Genomic DNA, 23,153 nt, shown 5'->3' with positions numbered 1-23,153 from the left:
AAGGCTGCGTATTATTTATTATGCTTCCAGAAAAAGGAGATGTTTTATTGGAGAATTTTTCCATTGCGCTGAATGCGGTCATGCCTTTGTTATTGTACATGTTGATCGGGCAGGGATTGTTGCGGTCCAAGCTGCTGGACGGCATGACTTATCAAAAATTGAACAATGCCATTTTTCGGTTCTTTTTGCCGATCAATCTCCTGATGAACGTCTACGAAGCGGACATAAGAAGCACCTTCAGGGTGGATGTGCTCCTGTTCGCCGTCGGACTCACCTTGAGCGTTTTCTTTCTTTTTGCCTTGCTCATTCCGCGGATCGAAAAGGACAATGCCAAACGCGGGGTGATGCTGCAAGGGACGTTCCGTTCCAACTTTGTCCTGTTCGGCTTGCCAATCGCAACTTCGTTGTTGTCGGAAAGCCAATTGGGGATGACATCGATACTGATTGCGGTCATCGTTCCCTTGAATAATGTGCTCTCCGTCGTTGCGCTTTCCATCTATTCGGATCATAAAACCCAACCCGGGCGGATTTTCTTGGATATCCTCAAGAATCCGATGTTCATCGGCACGATCATCGGGATTCTGATCAGTCTTTCCGGATTGGAATTCCCGCTGTTCCTCGACGATACGCTCGGCGGGATCAAAGGCTTGGTCACACCCTTGGCATTGATTGTTATGGGCGGCACTTTCCGCTTTGACGCCTTGAATAATGCGCGCATCCAACTGGCGGTGACGGTATTCTTCAAACTGGTCTTGATCCCGATAATCGGCCTGACATTGGCCGTCCTCTACGGATTGACCGGCGAAAATCTGGTGCCGATGATGACGATGCTGGGCGGCCCGACTGCCGTATCCAGCTACACGATGGCGCAGCAGATGGGCGGAGATCCGGATTTGGCGAGCCAAATCGTCGTTTTCACGACCATCCTTTCGATGTTCAGTTTGGTCGTGTTCATAACGGTACTGAAATCATTGTATTTGATTTGAATCTTTTGGCAAAGGAAACGGTTGTCTGCTCTGATGCAGATTCTGTTTTCTTTTTTTCTGCTCGCGTTCGCCTTAGATCCGGCGAAAGTTTATAATGGATGTAGAGGAAACACCACCATCTAATGACAGGGGACGATAAAGATGATCATCATCGGGATAACCGGAGGATCGGGAGCCGGCAAAACGACTGTAGCAAAAACGATCGCAAAAAGGCTGGGAAAAGAGAATGTCGTCTATGTGTCGCAGGATTGGTACTACAAGGATCAGACACATCTGAGCATAGAAGAACGCGTAAACCTGAATCTCGATCATCCGAACGCCTTCGATAATGAATTGCTGGTAGCGGATTTGTCCAAGCTCCGATCAGGCCAGGATATCGAAGCGCCGATCTATGATTTTGGTGTCCAATCGCGTTCGGAAAAGACCACCCCCATCGAGTCGAAGCCTGTCGTCATCCTGGAAGGGATCCTGATTTTGGCCATACCCAAGCTGGTTTCCATGATCGACATCAAAATATTTGTTGATGCTGAACCGGACATCCGCCTGATCAGAAGAATCGAACGGGATATCCGCGAGCGGAACAGCACGTATGAAAGTACGATCGCCCGTTATCTGACGACCGTCAAACCGATGCATGATGCATTCATTGAACCCTCCAAAATAAAGGCAGACATCATCGTGCCGCGCGGGGGCCAGAACGACATCGCCACCGATATGCTCGGAGACTTGGTGGAACACTACAGCCATCATCATGCTTGATGAGCGGTATGTTTCCGATTGATAAATCCCAAAAAATTAATTCATGAAAAAAGCGTTAGAAATAGACAAGAAAACAGAAATGGTATATAGTGTTCCTATGCAGTAATACTACTGTCAAAAAAGCAGAACACGCATTGAAATGAGAGGATCTATTCAGTGGATAACACAGAATTGTTGACCCGATTTAATCTGACCAGACATGAAGCGACCATCTACCTGACTTTGCTTGCGGATGGGGACCTGAACGGCTACGAAGTATCGAAAATAACCGGCATTTCGCGTTCGAACGCCTATGCATCATTGGCCTCGTTGGTCGAAAAAGGAGCGTCTTTCATCATTGAAGGCGAGACAACCCGATACACACCTGTGCCCGTTGAAGAGTTCTGCGGAAACAAAATCCGCTCGCTTCAGGAAACAAAGCAGGAATTGATAAAGAACATCCCCCAAAGGAGAGAAGATGCGGAAGGTTACATCACCATCACAGGTGAACACCGCATAATGGACAAAATGCGTAACATGATTTCGGAATCGAAGTCCCGCGTCTACTTGTCCGTTTCCGGGAATATCCTGCCGGCCCTTTTGCCGGAAATGCAGGCGGCGCATCAGCGTGGCATTAAAATGGTCGTCATAACCGATACCCAATTCCCGCATGACGGAATGACGGTCCATCTTTTGGAGAAACCGAAAAAGCAAGTGAGGATCATCGTGGATTCCACGACCGTTCTGACTGGAGATATCGATGAAGGGGAGTTTTCCACTTGCCTGTACTCCGGAAAGAAAAATGTAGTTGATTTGTTGAAAGAATCTTTGCAGAACGAAATCAAAGTAGTCGAAATGATGAGAGGATTTGAAGCGAAATGACAAAAAAAGTATTTGTTGAAAAAGAGCAGTTGGAAGAAATCGTACAAAAGTATCCGACACCCTTCCATTTATATGATGAAAAAGGCATCCGTGAGAATGCGCGCAAACTGAATGAGGCATTCTCCTGGAACAAAGGCTTCAAGGAATACTTCGCCGTGAAGGCAACACCGACACCTGCCATTCTGCAGATTCTGAAGGAAGAAGGCTGCGGCGTTGACTGTTCGACATACACGGAGCTGATGATGTCCGATGCGCTCGGATTCAAAGGTGATGAAATCATGTTTTCATCAAACGTGACACCAAAGGAAGACTTCCAATTGGCCCGCAAACTGAATGCGACCATCAACTTGGACGATATCACCCACATCGATTTCCTGGAACAAGCAGCCGGACTACCGGAAACCGTCAGCTGCCGATTCAATCCTGGTGGTGAGTTCACGATCAATAATGAAATCATGGACAAACCCGAAGACGCAAAATATGGCTTCACACGCCCGCAATTGACGGAAGGTTTCAAAAAGCTGATGGCAAAAGGGGTGAAACATTTTGGCTTGCATTCGTTTTTGGCCAGCAATAATGTAGCCGATGAGTATTATCCGATCCTGGCGGGCATCCTGTTCCAGACGGCCGTTGAATTGAAGGAAGAAACCGGTGCGGATATCACTTTCATCAACCTTTCAGGAGGAATCGGCATCCCCTACCTTCCGGAGCAAAAAGCTGCAGATGTGGCAAAAATCGGTGAAGGCGTCCGCAAGGCGTTCGAAGAAATCTTGGTGCCTGCCGGCATGGGCGATGTTGCGATCTATACGGAGTTGGGCCGTTTCATGCTTGGGCCATACGGTTGCTTGGTGGCAAAGGCCATCCATGAGAAGCATATCTACAAAGATTACATCGGTCTGGATGCCAGCGCAGTCAATTTGTTGCGTCCGGCGATGTACGGAGCGTATCATCACATCTCCGTGATGGGGAAAGAGGACCAACCAGCTGACCACAAGTACGATGTGACCGGGGGCTTATGCGAAAACAACGATAAATTCGCTGTCGACCGCATGCTGCCTAAAATCGATATCGGCGATCTGGTTGTCATCCATGATACCGGGGCGCATGGTTTCTCGATGGGCTACAACTATAACGGAAAATTGCGTTCGGCCGAAATCCTTTTGAAGGAAGACGGCGGCACAGAAATGATCCGTCGTGCGGAGACGCCTGCGGATTACTTCGCAACCTTCGACTTCACAGGCCTATTCAAAGACATAAAATAAACGGATATGAATTTCAGACGAACCAACGAGCATCCTGAATGTTCGTTGCTTCGTCTTTTTTTGGCTCCTTTCCAGTAATTTGATCAGGCTACATGATATAATATCTTCTGGATGAAAAAGATGAGGGGTGAAGGACATGTTCCGAAAAGAAACGATCAAGGAAAGCGTATCGGCGCTTCCGTTGAAGATTGGAGACTACTGCGTCATCACCGGAACGGCCCTGGTTATGCATGGCATAAAAGAGGAAACAAAGGATATCGACATCAGCTGCAACAAAGAAGCATTCCGGACTTTAGCGGCGCAGGGATACCCTATCAAACAGGGCGATTTTGCCCGAAAAGTGGTCTACAGCGATGACGTGGAAATATTTGAAGACTGGCACTCCGGAGAAATCACCATGATCGAAGGGATTCCGGTTGCGAGCCTAGAGTCAATCATCGTGATGAAGAAACAGCTAGGCAGGGAAAAAGACCTGATCGACATTGCCAAAGTCGAAGCACTTCTGGCCCAAAAATAAAGCCAACAAAAAAGCTGAAGATCCGACCTTATTTAGGCGGTTCTTCAGCTTTCTTGGTCTGTTTCAAATCAACTAGTGTTGCAGCCAAAAGGGAGCGAAATAGGCTCCGCCCATGGTAAGGAGAAAGCAGGCTTTCCAGAAGAGGGTAGGCACGAACGTTCTTTTCGCCAAGTCCGACCCGTCCCAATGGCTGTCGTTTTTCAGAAGCAGTACGATAAAGAATTGATGCGCCAAGCCAAACATATACCAGATGACAAAAGCGATTGTGATGACGTCCATAGATTGGTAAATCTGCAGCATAAAGCTGTAGTTGTTGCGGTACATCAGAATCGAGCTACCGATCACAACCAGCATAATCAGGTTCTGCCAAAAGCTTTTTTCCCGCGCCAGCAAATTTGTAAGCAAATAGACACCCAGGAAAAGCGGAATGATCCACAGCAGTAGTCCCTGCAGATACAAATAAGCCATGACCACAAAAAACAATGCCTGCGATACATAACCGCCCAGCAGACTGAAAAACATTCCCGTCCCGCTACGGTTCCCGATTTCTGCAACACCGAGGATGCCTCCGTTTTTGACGATGGAGGGAAGGATGTGGAATTTTACCGACTGAATGCTTCCGCCCCATAAGCGCGCCGTCAAAGCATGGCCGCATTCGTGGATGATGACATTGGGAAGATCCAGATAGATTCCGATCGTATACGCCAGCATGCCGCGGCTTGAAAAGGTGAAATAGGCCATCGTAAAAAAGATGGCAAACAATACGGGAAGCTCCAGCATACAGTAATTCTCCTTTCGATGCATGCACCAGTAGTTCCCAAGAGAATAACATGCAAATTTAAATTTTTTGTGAAGATAACAGGCAATTATCATGGTCATTCACGAAAGTATCTGAAAAAAAACAGAAGCCCTCCTTTCGATGAATGCAGAAAGGGGGTCTTCTGTTTTGTGCAAGCAACTTTATTTGAACAGCAATGCTTCAGTTATTCGGCTTCAGTCGAAGTGCTGTCGTTCCCGCCGAAAAGATTGGTGAAGAACTGGACGATGGATTCCCAGATGCCCATGCTGTCTTCCTTCAGTTGCTCCTGATCGACATTGCTCCAGGCTGTTTTTGCCTGTTCGAACAATTGTCCGCCCGTTGCCTGCAGTTCTTCCCCGAAGGCTGCGATCTGTTCTTTTTGCTCAGTCGTCAGGTTGATGTCGCCGAAATTGATCATCAGGTTTTGGATGTTCGTTATGTTGTCAGCTGACAGGATGGTGTCCAGATTGTAGTTCTTCAGCACGTCCTCGACTATCTGGCGGATATCGTCAGCGCTGAGGCTTCCATTGTTGGCATCTTTCGCCTCCTGGATGTCCTGTTTCATTTCCACGATTGCGGCATTCATCAATTCATCCGAATAGCCGCTGTTGTCTTGGTTCTCTTCGGTAACGGCAGAGGTAACAGCCAGTTCTTCCTGGGCGACTTCCACTGCTGCTGCGTCCAGCGTGTTGCCTGCATCGGCGAAAGCTTTGTATACGCCAGCCAACGCGCCGGACCCGTCTACTTTGACTGAAGATGCTACTTTGATGTCCACATCGACTGCGCCGGCAGTGATTGCGGCATTCTTGTATTGCGCTTCGGTGATCGCCGTGATTGTTTCAGGCGTCAAGATTTCTACCGAAACAGCACCATCGATGTCTGCCGGAGTGATGTATGTGCTGGAATAGACTTGGTTATAAGGGTAAGAATCCTGCAGCAAGCCATTCAATTCATTGACGGCCACGACTAATTCATTCGTTCCTTCAGCAACTCCCAGCGTTTCCCGTGTTTCCTCAAGCTGAGCGGCCGTAAGACTTTCGCCGTAAGTGAAGATCGGTTCGATTGCGACTTTATCGGCGAACGCTGCTGGAGCGGTAATTCCCAATAAGGTCAACGAAGCCAGACCTACTGTCATCATTTTTTTCAGTTTCATGTTTAAACCTTCTTTCTTTCGTAGCTTGTTAGCATTGTATCAAAGATACTTTACGAAATGTATTATGATTTCTTTAAATAATTATGAAGCTTTCACGACGTAAAGTCAAAGCCTGCCCAAAAAAGTCTCATTCGCGACATTTCGAACACGGTGGGCTGCCATCGTGTTCGAAATCGCCTGAAAAGTCGTTTCTGCAGCCTGCTGAACCATGGGGATGGACACAAAATAAGGGAACACATGTATAATTGTGTTCCCTCCAAAACGTTGATTTATCAATGCCAAAATGGTATGCTTTTTTTATCGGAATCTGCAGAAAATACCGCGATTTCAGCGGGTAAAAATCGAGGAAACAAGAGGACATTTCAGTGAATACGACCCATGCAATCAAAGACATCAGCCAAATCCAAACATTGATGGACGTTTATCCGCCTTATTCGAAAAATCGCCTCCTGCTTGAGTATGCCATCCGCACCGGTCTGCGCATCAGCGACATTCTGAACGTCAAGGTAGGGCAAGTATTGGGGAAAGAGTCTTACCAGATCGTTGAAATGAAAACCGGCAAAAAGAAAGAACTGGCCATCCATGACCGCTTGAAGCAATCCATTTCGGATTATGTCGAAAAGGAAGGGCTGGGTGCTGCCGATTATTTATTCTATTCCAACGCTGACAAGAAAAGTCACATCAAACGCACGCAGGCCCACCGCATCATCGCGCATGCCGGGGATATGATCGGCATCACTTTGAGCGCCCATTCGCTGCGAAAGAGCTTCGGTTATCATTCCTACAAGCAGGGCGTCGACATTTCTTTGCTCCAGACCATCTTTCAGCATTCATCGCAGGCGGTCACGCTCCGCTATATCGACATCACGCAGGAGAACATCAACAACGTTTACAAACGCGTCGATTTTGGCTTTTAGCACCTGCAACAAAATAACGCATTTTGAGGCGATTTCAAATGTGATGGCGTACCCACCATCACGAAGCATCCTCAAAATGCGTTTGCACGAAATCAGCAAAAAAATGCACCTTGCCATCTGGGCAGGGTGCACTTTTTTGAATTTAGCGGGGTTTTACAATCCCATATCTTTTTTCATTTTCTCAAGCTCATCTTCGACGGATGCCGATCCTTGGCTGGCATATTTTTCTTCCAGCGCTTTGGCTTCATCGATCGGCGTCATGTTCAGCTCGGACATCGCGTTGGCTTCATCCAACATTTTATCGGCTTTTTCTTCCATCCGTTCGAAGGAACTCATGGCACCTTTCGTGCTGGCGATGGAATCCGTAGCCTTGTTCAGGGTCTCCTGGGTTTTGGCGACCGCCATCTTGGATTTGATCATTTCACGGCGGGTTTTGAGCGTTTCGATGTCGGTCGCCAACTTATCGTGCATCTGGCGCATCTTGACGGCATTCTCATGGGCCGAAGCGTATGAAGTCGCCAATCCGGCACCTACATTCTCCAATTCCTGCTTTTTAGTCAGGAAAATGCGCGCATCGTTCTCATTGGCCGCAGCCAAAGCTTTTTTGGCGTAGTCCGTGTATTTGATGACTTCGGCCTGGTTTTCATCAACCAAGCGTTTGGTCCTTGTTTCCTCAGCCATGACGCCAGCCGTGCTCCTTTTGACTTCAGCCAAATCTTCCATCATGTCGCGCAGGTATTGGTCGATCATTTTTTCGGGATTTTCCATTTTGTCGATCAAAGCATTGATGTTCGCACTGATGATATCCGAGAATCTCTCCAGTATTGCCATTTCCGTTTCCTCCTTAGGGTTTCGTGTCTTCCTTGGTTTCGTCTTCTGGCTGCGGGGTAGGGGTTGTATCGGTTTGTTGCGGGACGTTGGTATCATATTTTTTCGTCAGTTCCTCCGCCTCGGTGTTGCCGAACGTATCCAACGGCGTCTTCAGGATGTCTTCGGTTTGCTGCGCTTCCAGATTCTTTTGTTTTTTGGCATGCCGCCACCACAAGAACAGAAGGGCGAGCAGGATAACAACGCCGAATACGATCAGGACCGTGATCCACGGGGAGCGCGTCACTTCCATAATGCGATCCGCAGAATCCCGGAAAGCATGGCTGAAAAATTCTTCGTCCGTTTTGTTGTCGTCATAGTAATAGGAATCGATATAATCAAGCAAGACATCGCCGGCCTCCGTATCGATGACGGTGGCAGCCTGCGTGCCGACCACATAATAATCCATGTACAAGCTGGGTTGATATTCGAAGAAGACCAACAGCAGATGGGCTTCGTCAGCAAATAGTTCGTCATACTTTTCGTTCGCGAAGCTTTCCAAATCCTCCATCGAAGGATTCGTCGAGCCGTTGATGTCATCCGTCAAATACAGATAGGGTTGCACGCCGGTTTTTTCGTAGAAATGCTTCATCCCCGAGGTCAATTCAGAACGGTTTCCGATCCAACCGATCGTGTCTGTGTAATAATCCGTTTCCGTGACCGATCCATCCGGAAGGGGTTCCCGTTCCACTGTAGAAAGGGTGATTTCATTGCCTCCTCCCGAACCTGAAAGCGAAGATCCTGTATTGAAGGAGAAAATCAAACCAAAAACAATAGCCAGGATGACCAAGATCAATGCGATCGTACCGCAACCTAAGCCGCACCCCGGGGCGCCTCTGGGACCTCCACCAGAGAAGATAGGCCCGCCGGATGAGGGGCCTCTGATGATCGGGCCGCTCCGGAAAATAGGGCCACTCGAACCGGAACGGGGGATATTAAACCCGCCACCAAATGATCCACCACTTCCACCGCGACTTCCACCACGACCGCTTTTGCTGCCGCCGAATGAACCGCCACCAAAGGAACTGCCGCGACCGCCGCTGCTTCGGCCGCCGCCACCACGGCTACCACCGAATGAACCGCCTCCTCCACGTGAACCGCCACCGCCTCCTCTTGCCATATTCTACACCTCCTTATATGCTTGATTGCCTCATCAAAGTCAATCTATCACAATCTGTAAACGCTGTCAATTTGTAGCTATTGGACAAATATGACTTCAACTACAGTCTTAGGAAAATCTCATGGAATATATTCTGACAAGAAAATGTAACAATAACATCGACAAAATCTGAAAGAAACGGTAAGATGTTCTTACTTGGAATCAACGTACCGGCATTAAAAATGGCACTCGAAGGAATAATCTTAAGGGAAAAGCGGAAGGAGTTGGCTACATGAAGTTGACCGAAGGAACAGAAATAGACGACTTTTTATTTTTGACGAATAATGGAAATTGTGAAAGTTTCCGATCTCAGCTGAAACGCAATTTCACTGCAGTGATTTTCCTGAGACATCTGGGGTGCGGCATGAGCCAACTGGACATGCTGAAATACCGCGATGCCTACAAATTCCTCAAAGAACAGGATATCGAAATCCTGATGGTGATACAGGGTACAGAAGCTGCTGTTGCCGAAAGAACTGCCAAATTGAGCATCCCATTCACCGTCATAGCGGACCCAGAGCAGGAATTGTATGGGCACTTCAATATTCCTTCTTCAGAGTCAATGCGACAACTTGTATACGGCGTTTCTGAAGATAAATTGCTGGAATTTGACTATTATGGAATCGAATGTCAACGTTTTGAGGGGAATGAACTGCAACTGCAGGCGACAATCGTCGTCGATAGAAAAGGGCAAGTTGTCCTGAGCCATTACTCCGAAAACATCAGCGATGTGCCGTCTCCATCTGAATTGTACCAAATGCTCCAGGCTGTGCCTGTAGGAAGCTGAAAATAGAAAAACATAGCGAAAACGCCCATATTCCGGCAATAGGAAAGGGCGCTTTCGCTTTTTTTTTGCCTATATCGCAAATGCTCTCATTCGTCCAATCAGCCTCCAAGGTGGTAATATATAGGTGTAAACAATGCCGGGAGTATTCTGGAGCGAGGAGTGAGTGATATTATGAAAAAAGTGACGGTCAACAGAATAAAATTGGAGCAGTTTTTGCAAAGTCTGAAAGAAAGGGTGACTCCGGATTACAGGATTCAAACGGAACAAGAAATCCTGATGTTCATGAATGAAATTGTGACAGAGCAAAGAAAAAACGTGAATTATGAGGATCTGATCAGAAAGATTCAGTCCTATTCAGGATTTAACCGCGCTTATCTCGAATCTGAGCTCGACATACGCATGAACAAATTTCCCCATGGTTCTTTAGCCGAACTTGTTGTCAATAGCATGGATTCGGATGATTATCTCACATTGCTGGAAATCGAAAATCCAACCGCTTCCGATTTGGAATTTCTCGAAGAAGTCAAAGGAAAACTGTTTCAGTATTTCGACTGATGGGTATCAGAGCATTTGTTCTTCACTATGTATCTTATATAATGTATAATGTGTATACAAGGGATAGGAGGGATAGAAAATGACTCTGACAAAAGAAAATAAAGTTATTGAAAGAAAATTAAGAAAAGTCGGAAACAGTCTTGCGGTAACTATTCCAATGGAAGTGTTGCAGCAAATTGGCCTTAAAGAAGGGGACACATTAGAATTTGATACACAAGGTGAAAAAGTAACAATGAAAAAGAAACAAGAAGTAATCACAGAGTCGTTTATGGAATTGGTGAAGGGCATTTGTGACAAAAATGATGAAGCATTGAAAGAATTGGTCGACAAATGATTGTTTCTTTGTCTGAAAGCCAACTCATTGCGATCAATGTATATCTCATTCAGCGATACTCTCCAGATGAATTGATTGGTGTAAAAGATTCGGGCTCGTTGCATATGTGTGTAAATTCTGTTAATGCTACTGCATTTGGAGAAGAGGTTTATCCTTCAATCATTGAAAAAGCAGCAATCTTGTTTATCAACCTAGTCAAAAAGCATTGTTTTCACAACGCAAATAAACGTACAGCCTTCGTCGCTTTAGAAGCCTTTCTGGCATTGAACAGCAAAGAATTGTCACTCACGACAGATGAAGCAATTTCGCTATGCGTCAATGTTGCAACTTGGGATGATAATTTTGACGCCCTAAAGGATATGGTTATCAAAGAAATTTCTGAAAAGTTGACATAGCGCCCTCACATGCGTCCTGGGAAACCTAGGGCGCTTTTTAGATTGCGAATCTATATTGCCGACAGATTACCTGAGTGATCATCTTGACATAAAAAAATTCAGGGATATGTGTGGATACTCCAGAATGTTTTTGCATATTTGTGAAGTTGAAAAAGATTCAACGAGGAATAATTTCTCAAATATAACCAAAAAATAAGATTACAATCTGTTGTGATCCAGAATAATAGAAAAATACTGATAAATCTCTCCAAAAGCATAGGGTGAAGACCTTCTATTCAAATTTGGATATTCTAGTTTACATAATATATATTATACGAAGTTATGTATGATAGTTAACAGGAACCGTGATAATCAAATTCATCTTGATCGCACCATATAAAAATAGCAAAATTGCGAAAGTTTAATCCGTATCGCAATTTTGCTACATTATGTTATTTTTTTGTTTTTTTAACTTATTCTGTGCCAGCTTTGTCATGCATCGATTCGATGGCTGCATACAATATTTCTTCGGCAATCAAATCTTTTGACCGTACCGAAATCTGGATTGGTTCCTTGTCCAATTGATAAATACTTACTTCGTTTGTATCCTTGTTGAAGCCTGCATATTCTTTCGAAACGTCATTTGCTACAATCATGTCCGCGTTTTTACGTTTCAATTTGTCTAATGCATAATGTTCGACTTCGTGCGTTTCGGCTGCAAAACCGATCAAAAATTGATCCGTCTTTCTTTTTCCGAGTTCAGCCAAGATATCTGTGGTTTTCTCTAATACCAAGGTCAAATCCTGGTTTGTTTTCTTGATTTTGACTGTCGCTTGCGCTTTTGGTCTGTAATCTGAAACAGCCGCTGCCATAATGACCATATCGAGATTGTGAAATTTATCTAAAACTGCAGTTGCCATTTCTTTCGAGGAATGCACGGATATTGCTTCGACCCCGAAAGGAATCGGCAACAGATCCGTTGCGGTGACCAACGTGACTTCAGCCCCCAAATCACGGGCGGCTTTCGCCAAACTGTAGCCCATTTTACCGGAAGAATCATTGGTGATGAAACGGACCGGATCGATGCGCTCTTTCGTTCCGCCTGCCGTTATGAGCACCTTCTTGCCTTTCAAAGGCAGTTCTTTGGCGTTGTTCAAAACGACCAACTGCGCCGCCTCAACAATCTTTTCCGGTTCAGGCATGCGCCCTTTACCTTCGTATCCTTCAGCCAAGAAGCCGGTGTCGGGTTCCATGATTTCATAGCCGTAGCTTTTTAGAGCTTCCATATTCCGGACTGTAGCCGGATTCTCCAGCATATGCTGGTTCATGGCAGGCACAATCAGCCTCGGAGCTGTCGTCGCCAATAGCGCAGTCGACACAAAATCATCGGCGATGCCGTTCGCCATCTTGGCGATGATGTTGGCTGTTGCCGGCGCCACGACAGCTAGCTCGGTCCAGTCCGCCAAATGGATATGGCTGACGAACTGCGCATCTTTTTCATCGAAGGTGTCTGTGTAGACGTCGTGCTTGCTCAAAACCTGGAATGTCAACGGAGTGACAAATTCCTGTGCGGAAGCAGTCATCGCGACTCTGACATCTGCACCCGCTTTGATGAATTTTCTGACGAGATCGGCTGCTTTATAGACTGCAATGCCGCCCGTAACATAGATGGTTACTTTCTTGTTTGTTAACAAATTATACGCCCCGCTTACATTCGACTATTTTTTTGCTTCTTGCCCTCATGGCTGTCGATGAAGGCTCTTGCCCGGGTAATGAATTCCTTCAATACTTTGATCCGGGCATATTCTTTCTGGTTGCCTTCGACAATGATCCACGGAGCATCTTTGGTATCCGTCCTGGCGACCATCTCATTCATGGCTTCCTCGTATTGCTCGAACTTTTCATGATTCCGCCAATCTTCATCGGTCAGCTTGTAGTTCTTCTCCGGATCATTTTCACGGTCTTTGAAGCGTTTTTTTTGCTCTTCTTTGTCTATCACAATCAGGAATTTGATGATCAACAAGCCATCATGTACCAAGTTGTGTTCCATTTCGTTGATTTCTTCGTAGGCAGCGGCCCAGCGGTATTCCGGTGTAAAGTTTTCAACCCGTTCCACCAGCACGCGGCCGTACCAGCTTCTGTCATAGATGGTCATTTTCCCTTTTACCGGAAAAGTCTGATAGAAGCGCCAAAGATAGTTATAGCGGCTCTCGGTTTCGGTGGGTGCCGCAGTCGTGGCAACGTCATAGCTGCGCGGATCGATCAATCTGGTCAGACGACTGATTGCTCCGCCCTTTCCTGCCGCATCCGTCCCTTCAAACACAAGGACACACGGGATCTTTTTCCGCCACATTTCGTAGACCAATTCACCCGCTTCTTGCTGCAGTTTCTCCAGCTGCGCTTCATACTCTTCTTCCGTTATAGCAGCTTTCAGATCGATCTTAGCCAGAGGTTTTTCCTTCAGGCCGGAACGGATTGGAGCCGGTGGTTGTTGGGCAGATTGCTCAAGATGACTCTTCAAAGTACTGCTGGCGATGCTTAGTGCTTCTCGGGAAGCGTCTTTCAGGTTTTCTGAAGAAACCACATGCCATGGAGATGCCTCGAAATTTGTCATCTCCAATATTTTGTCAAAGTGCTGCAAATATTTAGCGTATTTTTTGAGTTGTTTCTCATCATCTTTCGTGATCAGGAACTCTCTGTAGGGATCGCCTTTCAGCTTCTCAATCCGTTTTTCCATCGTTTTTTCGGAATGGTGCAGAAATAATTTCAGGACGATTGTATTGTCGGCAACCAGCATGCGCTCGAGAAAACTGATATAACCCAAATGATGTTCCAGCAGTTCATCCTTCATCTTCAGATCGTTCATCAGTTCAGAATAAAAACTGCGATCGAAAAATGCAATCCGGCCTTTCCCGGGCAAATCCCTTGCGAAGCGCCACAAAAAAGGACGCTCTGCATAATCGTCCAGGGCGTCATCGAACGCGCTTACTTCAAAATAACGCGGGTCCAATTCTCTGGTCAAATCCTTCAGTATGTGCCCTTTTCCGGAAGATTCCCAACCATCGACGATGATCAGCATGGAAGCATCACTCTGAACTAATTTTCTCTGCAAAGCAGCCAATCCACTTCCGAGTTCGGACCTTTTAGTGCCGGATAATGTCGTCTCTTTTTTGTCAAAATCGAAATCTTTTAACATATGCAACGCCCCTTTTCCGTTTTTCATTATTTTAGCATAAAAAATAGTGAAGCAAAGTGATACGGATTAGCTGTCCTTTGAATAAACCAATTTAAAGACCGTTATTCGGTGTAAGGAACTACTTCCAGCGTAATGTGATTGTAATCACCGATGATCTTGGAAACTGGACAGCGCTTGTGGGCCGATTGCGCAAGCTTCTCAGCGTCCGCCAATGTCATGCCCTCAACTGAAATAAAGGCCTTGAGATCAAAATAATAGCCTTTACCGTCTTCTTCACGGCAGAAATCGACATGTGCCTCTACCTTGCTGCGCGCTTTTGCTCCTCTTGCCTTCAGAAGTGCTTCGATTGTCGCATTTAAACAGGTCGACCAGGAGAGACCGAATAATTGTTCCGGGTTGAAGCCGGGCAAATCTTTCAGTGGATCGGATGTACGTAAGGAAGTTCCATTCGAAACTGTAGCTATTCCGTTCAAGCCCTCAGCATTGATGATCTCTGTGTGGTATAACGAATTTGTCATTGAAATTGGTCCCCTTTCTTGACGCAGTTGTTGTTTTTTCTTGTCTCTATCTTACCATGACTTAGCGATTTTAGCTGAAAAAAACAGCACCAGATATCCCCTGAAGGGAAATCTGGTGCTGTTCGGATGGCGACTTCTAGGCCGTGATCAACTGTTCAAGCAAATCCGGTCGGAAACCAAAAAATGGCTCGACGCCGTCAAAAACGACTACCGGTAAAGATTGGAAACCCAATTCTTTGACTTCAGCCAAGGCTGCTTCGGATTCCTGGATGTCTTTGATTTCATAACGGATGCTGTTATCATCCAAAAATTTCTTTGTGAAATTGCACTGCATGCAATTCGGTTTCGTGTATACTGTAACATTCTTGTCAGACATGATGGTTCCCTCCAATGGTTATCCGATAAATATTCTTTTCGGAAAAAGCTTATGGGTACATCATACAGTATTATCTATCGGAATACAAACCATATCTAGTGTTTTTCGACAAAATGAATCAGTCCAGATCAATGGAAAGTTCCTGTGCGACGGCCGAAGCTTTGATTTTCTCATAAACGAAATTCATGCTCGGCGGGAAGAAAAACATGCTGATGATGGTGCCTTCCCGAACGGTTATGGCTGTGTCTGTGGAGAATGTGATCAGCAAAGCGGCTGCTATCAACAATACATCAACCATTTGGCGAACTTTTCCAAAGTTTAAGCCAAAACGGTTACTGAAGGCCATACAAGCGCCCTCCAACGGCATACTGATGTAATTCAAAGCCATCATCGATCCGACGCCAATCGCGGCAATGATGCCCCCTAAAATGACCATGGCGATCTTCACCCAATACTGATCAATCGTCAAGCCGGAAAAGACCGTATACAGCATCATATTCATCACTTGCCCAAGAATCAATGTGACAGGAATCTGAAACAATTGTCTGACCGAAAAATCTTTTTTCATCAAAAGCCATTGAATCACTACGCATGTGATATTCAGTAAGATTGCCAGAGTTCCGATTTTGATGCCGGAAAGTTGATTGATGCTCATGTTAAGGGCTTCGTAAGCACCCACGCCGACGTTGGCTTTCACTGTGAAGCTCGCACCGACAGCGGTTATGGTGACCGCAACGATGACCAATAACATGTTCTTTAAGTGTTTCGTCAATTTATTCACCTATCCATTCATTATTCTGCCTAGTCATTATATAGAAATAAGCAGCGAATTGCAATTCGCTGCTCACTCCGGGGTGTGTATTTATTTTGAGTAGACGACTTTGCCATCCACTAATGTATAAAGCGTTTCGCCTTTGACTTTCCAACCGGTGAACGGTGTATTTGTCGCTTTCGAAAGGAAGTCCTCGCTGCGGATTTCATATTCGTTCTCCAGATCGAATATGGCGATATCCGCTTGCGCGCCGATATCCAGCGTACCGGATTCCATTCCGAACAGTGCTGCAGGCTTAACGGTCATCCAATCGACCAGTTGTTTCAAGGTGAAGACTCCACCCAACACGAAGTTGGAATACAGCAATTGGAAAGCAGTCTCGATGCCGACGATGCCGAATGGAGCGCCGACCATGCCGCCTTGCTTTTCCTCTTCGCCATGCGGTGCGTGATCGGTTGCGATGCAGTCGATTGTGCCATCCAGCAGACCTTCGATAAGAGCAGCGCGATCTTCCGCTCCGCGCAATGGCGGGTTCATTTTGTAGATGGCTGTATCCGAGGGGATCGAACCATCCACCAAAATCAGGTGGTGCGGTGCAACTTCAGCGGTGACATGGATACCTGCACGTTTGGCATCGCGGATGACGCGTACGCTTTCTTTCGTGGAAACGTGGCAGACATGGTAATGGCAACCTGTCGCTTCCGCCAAAAGTACGTCGCGGGCGATTTGCGTCGATTCAGTCACGCTCAGGATTCCCGGCAAATCCAATTCATCGGAACGGGTGCCTTTGTGCATGACGCCTCCGAACAACAGGGAGTCATCCTCAGTATGCGCAACAAGCGCAGCGTTGTTCTTGGCAGCTTCCTGCATCGCCAAATACATCGTTCCGGCAGTCTGGACACCGACACCGTCGTTGGTGAAGGCGAAAGCGCCGGCTGCCAACAATTGCTTCTGATCGGTCAGCACATCACTGCGCAAGTTCTCCGTGATTGGCGCATACTGTTTTACTTTGATGACTGCAGTGTCTTTGATCAGCTTTTGGATAGCTGCGAATTTATCTGCCGTATCCGGTACAGGATTCAGGTTAGGCATCGCGCAGACCGTCGTGAAGCCTCCGCGAGCGGCTGCCTGTGTTCCGGTTTCGATTGTTTCCTTATAGGTGAAGCCTGGTTCACGCAAATGCACGTGCACATCTACCAATCCGGGAGTGACCAGACCGCCATTGGCATCGATGATAGTCGCATCTTCAGCCGTTCCCTGCAGATCCCGACCGATTGCGACGATCTTCTCGTCTTTTATGTATATCTCTACAGGAATAAGTTCCTCTTTTTGACCCAACATTTTCGCATTTATTATCCAAACTGACATGTTATCCCTCCACTGGTTGAATGTGATGATTAAACGTTTGCTTCTTTTCTTCCGTTTACGATGGCTTCCAATATGGCCATTCTGGCAAAGACGCCATTTTTCATTTGCGTCACGATCCGCGAGCGGCCACATTCCACTAGGCTGTCCGCCAATTCCACATCGCGGTTGACAGGTGCAGGATGCATGATGATGGCTGATTCCTTCATGCGAGCTTCCCTTGCAACCGTCAGCCCGAATTGATCGAGATACTCTGCTTTTGTATAGCGCATCGCTTTGCCGCCATGGCGTTCTGTTTGGACGCGGAGCAGCATCATAACATCGACCTCACCGATGATGTCATCAATTTCCATGTGCGTACCGTATTGATCGAAAGTTGGATCATACCACTCTTTAGGGCCCGTGAAATAGATGGTCGCTCCTAAACGTTGCAGCATCTGCATATTTGTTTTGGCGACGCGCGAGTGCGACAAGTCGCCGCAGATGGCCACCTTCACTCCGCTGAACGTATGGAACTCTTCGTAGATCGTCAATAAGTCAAGCAGGCACTGGCTCGGATGCTGACCGGCACCATCTCCGCCATTCACGATGGACGCGGTAATTCCCGGGCTTTCGATTAATTCTTTGTAATAGGCTTCTGCGCTGTGACGGATAACGACCACATCCACGCCGATCGCCGATAAGGTCAGGACTGTATCGTATAAGGTTTCGCCTTTGCTGATGCTGCTTGTCGAAGTGTCAAAACTGATGACTTGCATCCCCAATTTGTGTTCCGCCATCTCGAAGCTTTTGTGCGTGCGCGTGCTGTTCTCGAAGAATAAGTTCGCAGCGTATGTGCCCGCAGTCAAATCTCTTTCCGGTTGGATGCCGTTTTTGAATTCGGATGCACGCAGGATCAGCGACATGATTTCCAGATTCGTGAGTTCCTCGACACTTACAAAGTTTTTTAATGCGATCTGATTTGTTGTCTGCATCATTTTAAAGCCCTCCAATTAGTTTTTTTGTGAATGGAGGCAAAAAGAACCCGAAGAATTTGTAAGTTCTTCAGGTTCTAGGCCAGCCGCTCCCGGATACAGAGCGGCCATCTAGTGACCTTGCGGGCCTCACAGGACCCCCTTAAAGTCTCACATTCGCTATTAAATTGTGCGTTAGGATAAATCTCCAGAAAAAAAGCCCATGGTCAAAGAGACAATGGGCATAAAGTCATGATGAAGGCGCAGTACGCCTGATATGCTCCTTAGTAGTCTCTCTGGACTCTCGTTAAAGGAAATTCATTCTGTTGCTAAAATAATAACGCGCACAGACGCTTTTGTCAATGCTGGCCTGGTGGATGCTGTTTTTTTCTCGATCAGGGACAGGACACAGTCTCCTCAGCCGATGCGGATTGGTTTGGAACGGTCATCATGGCCAATGAAGTCCGTTTCCCAAACCGGGAACCCGTGCCTCGCAGCGTAGTCCCGGCAAACTGCCAGAAAAGCAGCCCTCTTCCCGTCCAACGCGATTTGCGTAAATTGCCCAATCAGCATGCCATTGATTTTTCCGAAGGCTCCTAATTGCTCCAGTTGCGCCAACCCGCTGCACATTGCTTCGTATTTGCCTCCTGCCGATTCGAGGACCAGCACTTTATTTTCCAATTCGGGCCAAAAAGGGGTCCCAGCCAGCTTCAGGAAGCAACGCAGATTCCCACCGGCAAAAACAGCCGAAAATTGCCCAGACGAGAAATTTTCGCCGATTCTGAACGTTTCAGTCCAGTCGGCATCAATCTGCTTGAACACATCACTGAAAGCTCGAGCCTGAAAGACTTCCTCCTGACTCACAAGCACTTTTGGGTTATAAAGGATATTCTGCATACCGGTTTTAGCCTGGATGGCATTCACAATTACCGTATTATCGCTGTAGCCGTAGTAAGGTTTGGGGTTCTTTTTGATGATTTCAAAATCAAGATAGGGCAATATTTCGTTGGCTAAGTCTCCGCCTGATAAATCAAAGATTGCCTTCACGCGCGCATCCGAATAAAGGGACATCAAGGCCCCTGCACGGGATGCAGGGGCCTTGGTTTGCTGTGTCTCTTCATCCAGAAAAAGGACGTCACCCAGCACGGTCTCAAGGCCAAAGTCGTTCTTGAGTTTCCGGCTGAGGGACGAAACCAATTCCAACGCGCGACCATTATTCGTCAATCCGTTCGAACAGCTGATGAAGCCGATCGCATCTCCCGGATGCCACATAAAAATCACTGCCTTTCTGTCAGACCAAGATGTCTTTGATGGATAGTTCCTGAAGTTCAGCAAATATTTTTTCAGGCGTCAGGGACTTTTTCATTTCAGCATCGTAATCCTTCATGATTTGACCGTGATGCAGCACCAGCATGCGATTGCCGTATTGGATTGCGTCCTGCAGGTTATGGGTGATCATGATGCTGGTCAGGTTATTTTCGATGACTTGTTGATTCGTCAATTCGAGGACCAATTTAGCCGTTTTCGGATCCAACGCTGCTGTATGTTCGTCCAAAAGCAGGATGTCCGGTCTTTTCATTGTTGCCATCAACAGAGCGATGGCTTGTCTCTGGCCACCCGATAACAGCCCGATATCAGAGCCCATCCGGTTCTCCAGGCCTAAGCCCAGTTTTTTCAGTTCCTCTTTGAAGAATGCTTTTTCTTCATGCGAAGTCCCGAAACGCAGCGTCCGTTTTTGGCCTCTGCGGTACGCCAAGGATAGGTTTTCCTGCACCGTCATCCTTGGGGCAGTCCCCATTTTGGGATCCTGGAAGACCCGGCTGATGTAAGGCGCACGTTTATCTTCCTTAAGGAATGTTACGTTTTGTCCGTTTACGATGATATCGCCAGTATCAGGCAGGAAGTTTCCGGAAATGGCATTCAATAAAGTGGATTTACCGGCTCCATTCCCTCCGACCAAAGTTATGAAATCGCCTTTTCTGACCGTCAGATTGACATCCTGAAGTGCATTGACCTGGTTGGGTGATCCAGGGTAGAACGTTTTGGAGACATGTGACATCGTCAACATCGCTTCTTGATTAGTCATTTCGTTTCACCTTCTTTCGCAATGAGTACATGTAGTAGGTTTCCTTGATTTTCGGCAACGCCAAGAAGAAGGTCAACAGTACAGCTGAGATCAATTTAAAGTCATTCGGGTTCATACCGGCTTCCAAAACCATCACCATGATCAGGCGGTACAGGACTGACCCTAACATCAAGCAAACCAAACGCATTTTGAAGGAGACATTCGTGAACAATACTTCACCGATGATGATAGACGCCAGACCGATAACGATCGTACCGATACCCATGCTGATGTCCGCGTAGCCATTGTCTTGTGCGATGATGGATCCCGCCAAGGCGACGATGCCATTCGAAATCATCAAGCCGACGATTTTCATAGTATTTGTGGAAATCCCCAACGAACGGGCCATTGCTTCGTTGTCACCTGTCGCGATGACTGCTTGCCCGAATTCCGTCTTGAAAAAGATGACATACAGGCCGATGATCAGCATGACTACCAATAAACCCAACGTAATTGTGTCAAAATGTCTAGGAAGATTCATGTCTTTGAAAACTGTGAAGATCGTATCCTTGCCCAAAAGACTGATGTTTGCCCTACCCATCACACGCAAATTTATGGAATAGAGGCCAGTCATCGTCAAAATACCTGCCAAAAGACTTGGGATCTGCAATTTTGTGATCAAAAAACCAGTGATCAGTCCGGCTGAGCTACCGGCAATGATGGCAAAAATGATGGCAATATACGGATTGGCTCCTAGTGTGATGGCTTGTACAGCCACAGCTGCACCGAGGGGAAATGCACCCTCGGTAGTCATGTCGGCCAAATCCAAAATACGGAAACTCACAAATAAACCCAGTGCCAGAATACTCCAAAGCAACCCTTGGGAGACGGCGGAAATAATCATATTCATTCAGTCTACTCTCCTTCTCCTACAAAGATTGCGTTCTGCGCAATATCATCAGGGATCGTGATACCTAATTGGTCTGCTTTCGCTTGATTGATGACCAGCTGAATCCCGGTCGCGTACTGTACAGGATAAGTTGCGGGATCGGCTCCAGCAAGAACATCAGCTGCTACAGCACCAGTTTGGGTTCCCAAAGCATATTGATTCAGCCCGATTGTCGCCAAACCACCTTCTTCGACCATTGTATCCACTGCTGGGAAAACCGGAATATTGTAAGCATCCGCAACCGGGATCAATGTCGCCAAGCCGCTTGCGATAGTGTTGTCCGTCGGTACGTAAATGGCATCTACTTCGGAAGCAAGGCTCTCAGCGACTTGCGCAATATCGTTCGTCGAAGTGACCGTTTTAGTGACTGTCTTGAGGCCTAAGGAAGCTGCGATTTCCTCAGCTTCTTTTGCGGAGCTGATTGAGTTGTCTTCCGCCGACGAGTAAAGGATACCGATTGTTTCAGCTTCAGGAAGCAATTGTTGAATCAACACGAATTGGTCGCGGGCAGGCGTCTTGTCGCTGACGCCGGTGATATTGCCGCCCGGTTTTTCCATTGACTCCACAAGACTGGCAGCTACCGGATCTGTGATGGCTCCCAAAATGATCGGAATATCGCTCGAAGCATTCGCCAACGCTTGTGCTGCAGGAGTAGCGATGCCGATCATGATATCCGCGTCATTCGAAACGAACCGTTCCGCTATCGATTGCATATTTGACTGGTCGCCTTGCGCATTCTGGAAATCGATCGTTGCCGTTTCGCCGTCCACATAGCCGGCTTCTTCCAATTGGTCGATGATGCCTTCCCCAATCTGATCGAGTGCCGGGTGGGTAGTCAATTGCATGATGCCGATGTAAGGCAAATCCGGATTGATGCTGTCGGTGGAGCTAGCTGTAGAACCGTCCGCAGAGGTGTCCGAATTATTGGCATCCGTATTGCCGCATGCCATCAATACTGTCGCTGCCATTAGGGTCAAGATGCTTGCGCGTGCTTTAAATAATTTTTTCATTTCTGATTCCTCCAATTTTTCTGCTTTTGATTTTGTAAAAAGGTGATAAAAAAGCCGCCATCTGAACCAAGTATGGCGGCTGAATACAGAAAACGCCACACAGACCGATATTGTCTATGTGGCGGCTTAAATATCTTTAGTAATCCACATAGATACTGTTCAGATGTTTCATCTGAGGCTGTATCTACGGACAATCAATACGTCACAAAGAACAACCTACTCCACGTGGCTTTGCCAATCGAAAAAATTCATTTTTGATACGCGAGTAAATGCTTTCATGCTTGATTGCTCCTTTGATGATTGATAATTCAATAGTAACCAATGGTAAAAATAAAGTCAAGAGTAGGATTAGAAAAAGATGAGGTATTCTCATATTCCTCCCCATCAACTTCGGAATCGACAAAAAAAGCAAAACAACAGTAGGTTCCTGCTTTTTGCTTTTTTGTCATGCTGTTGGTTCCCATTACAATAAATTAGGGGGTTATTTGTACGGGTCTTTCAAGTTGGCTGCCTCTATTGTGGTAGTGTAATCGGTGTGCAGAAAGCAAGACGGATATCCATTGGATAATGGCAGTATAAGTTGCAAATCCGGTTTAGGATCAATTGAGCAAATCACCCT

General features: G+C 46.6%; 25 protein-coding genes. 10 read left to right on the top strand and 15 right to left on the bottom strand.

Annotated elements, in window-relative coordinates; translation table 11 throughout:
• Positions 1-47 precede the first annotated feature (47 nt).
• The 5 genes from ACTCCX_RS09435 (at position 48) to ACTCCX_RS09415 (ending at position 4,385) form a co-directional block, all read left to right on the top strand.
• On the top strand, positions 48-986 hold the full coding sequence (locus tag ACTCCX_RS09435; RefSeq protein WP_463275757.1) for an AEC family transporter: 939 nt from the start codon (positions 48-50) through the stop codon (positions 984-986).
• 141 nt (positions 987-1,127) lie between these two features.
• Positions 1,128-1,745, top strand: a complete 618-nt coding sequence (gene udk, locus ACTCCX_RS09430; RefSeq protein WP_463275756.1) for a uridine kinase — start codon at positions 1,128-1,130, stop codon at positions 1,743-1,745.
• Between the two features lie 156 nt (positions 1,746-1,901).
• Entirely contained in the window at positions 1,902-2,606 is a 705-nt protein-coding gene (locus ACTCCX_RS09425) for a TrmB family transcriptional regulator (RefSeq protein ID WP_463275755.1), read from the top strand.
• Entirely contained in the window at positions 2,603-3,868 is a 1,266-nt protein-coding gene (locus tag ACTCCX_RS09420; protein WP_463275754.1) for a diaminopimelate decarboxylase, read from the top strand. The genes ACTCCX_RS09425 and ACTCCX_RS09420 overlap by 4 nt, the downstream gene beginning before the upstream one ends.
• Before the next feature lie 136 nt (positions 3,869-4,004).
• Positions 4,005-4,385: a hypothetical protein gene (locus ACTCCX_RS09415; RefSeq protein ID WP_463275753.1), complete on the top strand. Its 381-nt coding sequence runs from the start codon at positions 4,005-4,007 to the stop codon at positions 4,383-4,385.
• Positions 4,386-4,457: 72 nt separating this feature from the next.
• On the opposite strand, the gene ACTCCX_RS09410 is transcribed toward ACTCCX_RS09415, so the two are convergent.
• Both ACTCCX_RS09410 and ACTCCX_RS09405 read right to left on the bottom strand, forming a co-directional pair.
• Positions 4,458-5,165 (bottom strand): M50 family metallopeptidase, encoded by a 708-nt coding sequence (locus tag ACTCCX_RS09410; RefSeq protein ID WP_463275752.1) that lies wholly within the window; start codon positions 5,163-5,165, stop codon positions 4,458-4,460.
• A gap of 203 nt (positions 5,166-5,368) precedes the next feature.
• Positions 5,369-6,337 (bottom strand): DUF1002 domain-containing protein, encoded by a 969-nt coding sequence (locus ACTCCX_RS09405; RefSeq protein ID WP_463275751.1) that lies wholly within the window; start codon positions 6,335-6,337, stop codon positions 5,369-5,371.
• A gap of 365 nt (positions 6,338-6,702) precedes the next feature.
• On the opposite strand from ACTCCX_RS09405, the gene ACTCCX_RS09400 reads away from it, so the two are divergent.
• Positions 6,703-7,254: a tyrosine-type recombinase/integrase gene (locus ACTCCX_RS09400; protein WP_463275750.1), complete on the top strand. Its 552-nt coding sequence runs from the start codon at positions 6,703-6,705 to the stop codon at positions 7,252-7,254.
• Positions 7,255-7,407: 153 nt separating this feature from the next.
• On the opposite strand, the gene ACTCCX_RS09395 is transcribed toward ACTCCX_RS09400, so the two are convergent.
• Together ACTCCX_RS09395 and ACTCCX_RS09390 are read right to left on the bottom strand one after the other, a co-directional pair.
• Positions 7,408-8,085, bottom strand: coding sequence for a PspA/IM30 family protein (locus tag ACTCCX_RS09395; RefSeq protein WP_463275749.1), 678 nt, complete (start codon positions 8,083-8,085; stop codon positions 7,408-7,410).
• A gap of 13 nt (positions 8,086-8,098) precedes the next feature.
• Positions 8,099-9,241 carry a hypothetical protein gene (locus ACTCCX_RS09390; protein WP_463275748.1) on the bottom strand — a complete coding sequence of 381 codons (1,143 nt, stop codon included), beginning with the start codon at positions 9,239-9,241 and terminating at the stop codon, positions 8,099-8,101.
• Positions 9,242-9,512: 271 nt separating this feature from the next.
• Between ACTCCX_RS09390 and ACTCCX_RS09385 the strand changes: the two genes are divergently transcribed.
• From ACTCCX_RS09385 to ACTCCX_RS09370, 4 genes are all read left to right on the top strand, one after another.
• Positions 9,513-10,067 (top strand): redoxin domain-containing protein, encoded by a 555-nt coding sequence (locus tag ACTCCX_RS09385; RefSeq protein WP_463275747.1) that lies wholly within the window; start codon positions 9,513-9,515, stop codon positions 10,065-10,067.
• Positions 10,068-10,238: 171 nt separating this feature from the next.
• A complete protein-coding gene (locus tag ACTCCX_RS09380; protein WP_463275746.1) occupies positions 10,239-10,622 on the top strand; it encodes a hypothetical protein in 384 nt (127 codons plus the stop codon).
• 79 nt (positions 10,623-10,701) lie between these two features.
• The gene (locus tag ACTCCX_RS09375; protein ID WP_068559528.1) at positions 10,702-10,956 is read left to right on the top strand and encodes an AbrB/MazE/SpoVT family DNA-binding domain-containing protein; all 255 of its coding nucleotides are present in this window, start codon (positions 10,702-10,704) and stop codon (positions 10,954-10,956) included.
• Complete coding sequence (locus ACTCCX_RS09370; protein ID WP_084253723.1) at positions 10,953-11,351, top strand: type II toxin-antitoxin system death-on-curing family toxin; 399 nt, start codon at positions 10,953-10,955, stop codon at positions 11,349-11,351. The genes ACTCCX_RS09375 and ACTCCX_RS09370 overlap by 4 nt, the downstream gene beginning before the upstream one ends.
• 452 nt (positions 11,352-11,803) lie before the next feature.
• Here ACTCCX_RS09370 and coaBC read toward each other — a convergent pair whose 3' ends face one another.
• From coaBC to trpX, 11 genes are all read right to left on the bottom strand, one after another.
• The gene (gene coaBC, locus ACTCCX_RS09365; protein ID WP_463275745.1) at positions 11,804-13,024 is read right to left on the bottom strand and encodes a bifunctional phosphopantothenoylcysteine decarboxylase/phosphopantothenate--cysteine ligase CoaBC; all 1,221 of its coding nucleotides are present in this window, start codon (positions 13,022-13,024) and stop codon (positions 11,804-11,806) included.
• 14 nt (positions 13,025-13,038) lie between these two features.
• On the bottom strand, positions 13,039-14,526 hold the full coding sequence (locus tag ACTCCX_RS09360; protein WP_463275744.1) for a phosphate:AMP phosphotransferase: 1,488 nt from the start codon (positions 14,524-14,526) through the stop codon (positions 13,039-13,041).
• Between the two features lie 101 nt (positions 14,527-14,627).
• Positions 14,628-15,044: an OsmC family protein gene (locus tag ACTCCX_RS09355; protein WP_463275743.1), complete on the bottom strand. Its 417-nt coding sequence runs from the start codon at positions 15,042-15,044 to the stop codon at positions 14,628-14,630.
• 136 nt (positions 15,045-15,180) lie between these two features.
• Positions 15,181-15,420, bottom strand: coding sequence for a glutaredoxin-like protein NrdH (gene nrdH, locus ACTCCX_RS09350; protein ID WP_463275742.1), 240 nt, complete (start codon positions 15,418-15,420; stop codon positions 15,181-15,183).
• Positions 15,421-15,538: 118 nt separating this feature from the next.
• Complete coding sequence (locus tag ACTCCX_RS09345) at positions 15,539-16,192, bottom strand: YczE/YyaS/YitT family protein (protein ID WP_463275741.1); 654 nt, start codon at positions 16,190-16,192, stop codon at positions 15,539-15,541.
• A 90-nt stretch (positions 16,193-16,282) separates the two neighbouring features.
• Positions 16,283-17,560 (bottom strand): dihydroorotase, encoded by a 1,278-nt coding sequence (locus ACTCCX_RS09340; protein ID WP_463275740.1) that lies wholly within the window; start codon positions 17,558-17,560, stop codon positions 16,283-16,285.
• Between the two features lie 29 nt (positions 17,561-17,589).
• Complete coding sequence (locus ACTCCX_RS09335; RefSeq protein ID WP_463275739.1) at positions 17,590-18,534, bottom strand: aspartate carbamoyltransferase catalytic subunit; 945 nt, start codon at positions 18,532-18,534, stop codon at positions 17,590-17,592.
• 393 nt (positions 18,535-18,927) lie between these two features.
• Positions 18,928-19,782 carry an LD-carboxypeptidase gene (locus tag ACTCCX_RS09330; RefSeq protein WP_463275738.1) on the bottom strand — a complete coding sequence of 285 codons (855 nt, stop codon included), beginning with the start codon at positions 19,780-19,782 and terminating at the stop codon, positions 18,928-18,930.
• Between the two features lie 19 nt (positions 19,783-19,801).
• Complete coding sequence (locus ACTCCX_RS09325; RefSeq protein ID WP_463275737.1) at positions 19,802-20,596, bottom strand: ABC transporter ATP-binding protein; 795 nt, start codon at positions 20,594-20,596, stop codon at positions 19,802-19,804.
• Positions 20,589-21,485, bottom strand: a complete 897-nt coding sequence (locus ACTCCX_RS09320; protein ID WP_463275736.1) for an ABC transporter permease — start codon at positions 21,483-21,485, stop codon at positions 20,589-20,591. Before ACTCCX_RS09320 ends, ACTCCX_RS09325 begins: the two co-directional genes overlap by 8 nt.
• Positions 21,486-21,490: 5 nt before the next feature.
• Entirely contained in the window at positions 21,491-22,534 is a 1,044-nt protein-coding gene (gene trpX / locus ACTCCX_RS09315; protein ID WP_463275735.1) for a tryptophan ABC transporter substrate-binding protein, read from the bottom strand.
• Between the last annotated feature and the right edge of the window lie 619 nt (positions 22,535-23,153).

This window comes from Trichococcus sp. (assembly GCF_055118575.1).
The sequence above is the reverse complement of the archived record's forward strand: the minus strand, read 5'-3'. Positions and strand labels throughout refer to the sequence as shown.

Excerpts from the sequence above, each read along its gene's own strand:
- ACTCCX_RS09420 (WP_463275754.1), top strand. The coding sequence starts at position 2,603 with ATGACAAAAAAAGTATTTGTTGAAAAAGAGCAGTTGGAAGAAATCGTA.
- ACTCCX_RS09415 (WP_463275753.1), top strand. The coding sequence starts at position 4,005 with ATGTTCCGAAAAGAAACGATCAAGGAAAGCGTATCGGCGCTTCCGTTG.
- ACTCCX_RS09325 (WP_463275737.1), bottom strand. The coding sequence starts at position 20,596 with ATGACTAATCAAGAAGCGATGTTGACGATGTCACATGTCTCCAAAACG.
- ACTCCX_RS09375 (WP_068559528.1), top strand. The coding sequence starts at position 10,702 with ATGACTCTGACAAAAGAAAATAAAGTTATTGAAAGAAAATTAAGAAAA.
- ACTCCX_RS09360 (WP_463275744.1), bottom strand. The coding sequence starts at position 14,526 with ATGTTAAAAGATTTCGATTTTGACAAAAAAGAGACGACATTATCCGGC.
- ACTCCX_RS09405 (WP_463275751.1), bottom strand. The coding sequence starts at position 6,337 with ATGAAACTGAAAAAAATGATGACAGTAGGTCTGGCTTCGTTGACCTTA.
- ACTCCX_RS09395 (WP_463275749.1), bottom strand. The coding sequence starts at position 8,085 with ATGGCAATACTGGAGAGATTCTCGGATATCATCAGTGCGAACATCAAT.
- ACTCCX_RS09410 (WP_463275752.1), bottom strand. The coding sequence starts at position 5,165 with ATGCTGGAGCTTCCCGTATTGTTTGCCATCTTTTTTACGATGGCCTAT.
- ACTCCX_RS09335 (WP_463275739.1), bottom strand. The coding sequence starts at position 18,534 with ATGATGCAGACAACAAATCAGATCGCATTAAAAAACTTTGTAAGTGTC.
- ACTCCX_RS09320 (WP_463275736.1), bottom strand. The coding sequence starts at position 21,485 with ATGAATATGATTATTTCCGCCGTCTCCCAAGGGTTGCTTTGGAGTATT.
- ACTCCX_RS09355 (WP_463275743.1), bottom strand. The coding sequence starts at position 15,044 with ATGACAAATTCGTTATACCACACAGAGATCATCAATGCTGAGGGCTTG.
- trpX (WP_463275735.1), bottom strand. The coding sequence starts at position 22,534 with ATGAAAAAATTATTTAAAGCACGCGCAAGCATCTTGACCCTAATGGCA.
- ACTCCX_RS09330 (WP_463275738.1), bottom strand. The coding sequence starts at position 19,782 with ATGTGGCATCCGGGAGATGCGATCGGCTTCATCAGCTGTTCGAACGGA.
- ACTCCX_RS09380 (WP_463275746.1), top strand. The coding sequence starts at position 10,239 with ATGAAAAAAGTGACGGTCAACAGAATAAAATTGGAGCAGTTTTTGCAA.
- udk (WP_463275756.1), top strand. The coding sequence starts at position 1,128 with ATGATCATCATCGGGATAACCGGAGGATCGGGAGCCGGCAAAACGACT.
- ACTCCX_RS09385 (WP_463275747.1), top strand. The coding sequence starts at position 9,513 with ATGAAGTTGACCGAAGGAACAGAAATAGACGACTTTTTATTTTTGACG.
- ACTCCX_RS09340 (WP_463275740.1), bottom strand. The coding sequence starts at position 17,560 with ATGTCAGTTTGGATAATAAATGCGAAAATGTTGGGTCAAAAAGAGGAA.
- nrdH (WP_463275742.1), bottom strand. The coding sequence starts at position 15,420 with ATGTCTGACAAGAATGTTACAGTATACACGAAACCGAATTGCATGCAG.
- ACTCCX_RS09370 (WP_084253723.1), top strand. The coding sequence starts at position 10,953 with ATGATTGTTTCTTTGTCTGAAAGCCAACTCATTGCGATCAATGTATAT.
- ACTCCX_RS09390 (WP_463275748.1), bottom strand. The coding sequence starts at position 9,241 with ATGGCAAGAGGAGGCGGTGGCGGTTCACGTGGAGGAGGCGGTTCATTC.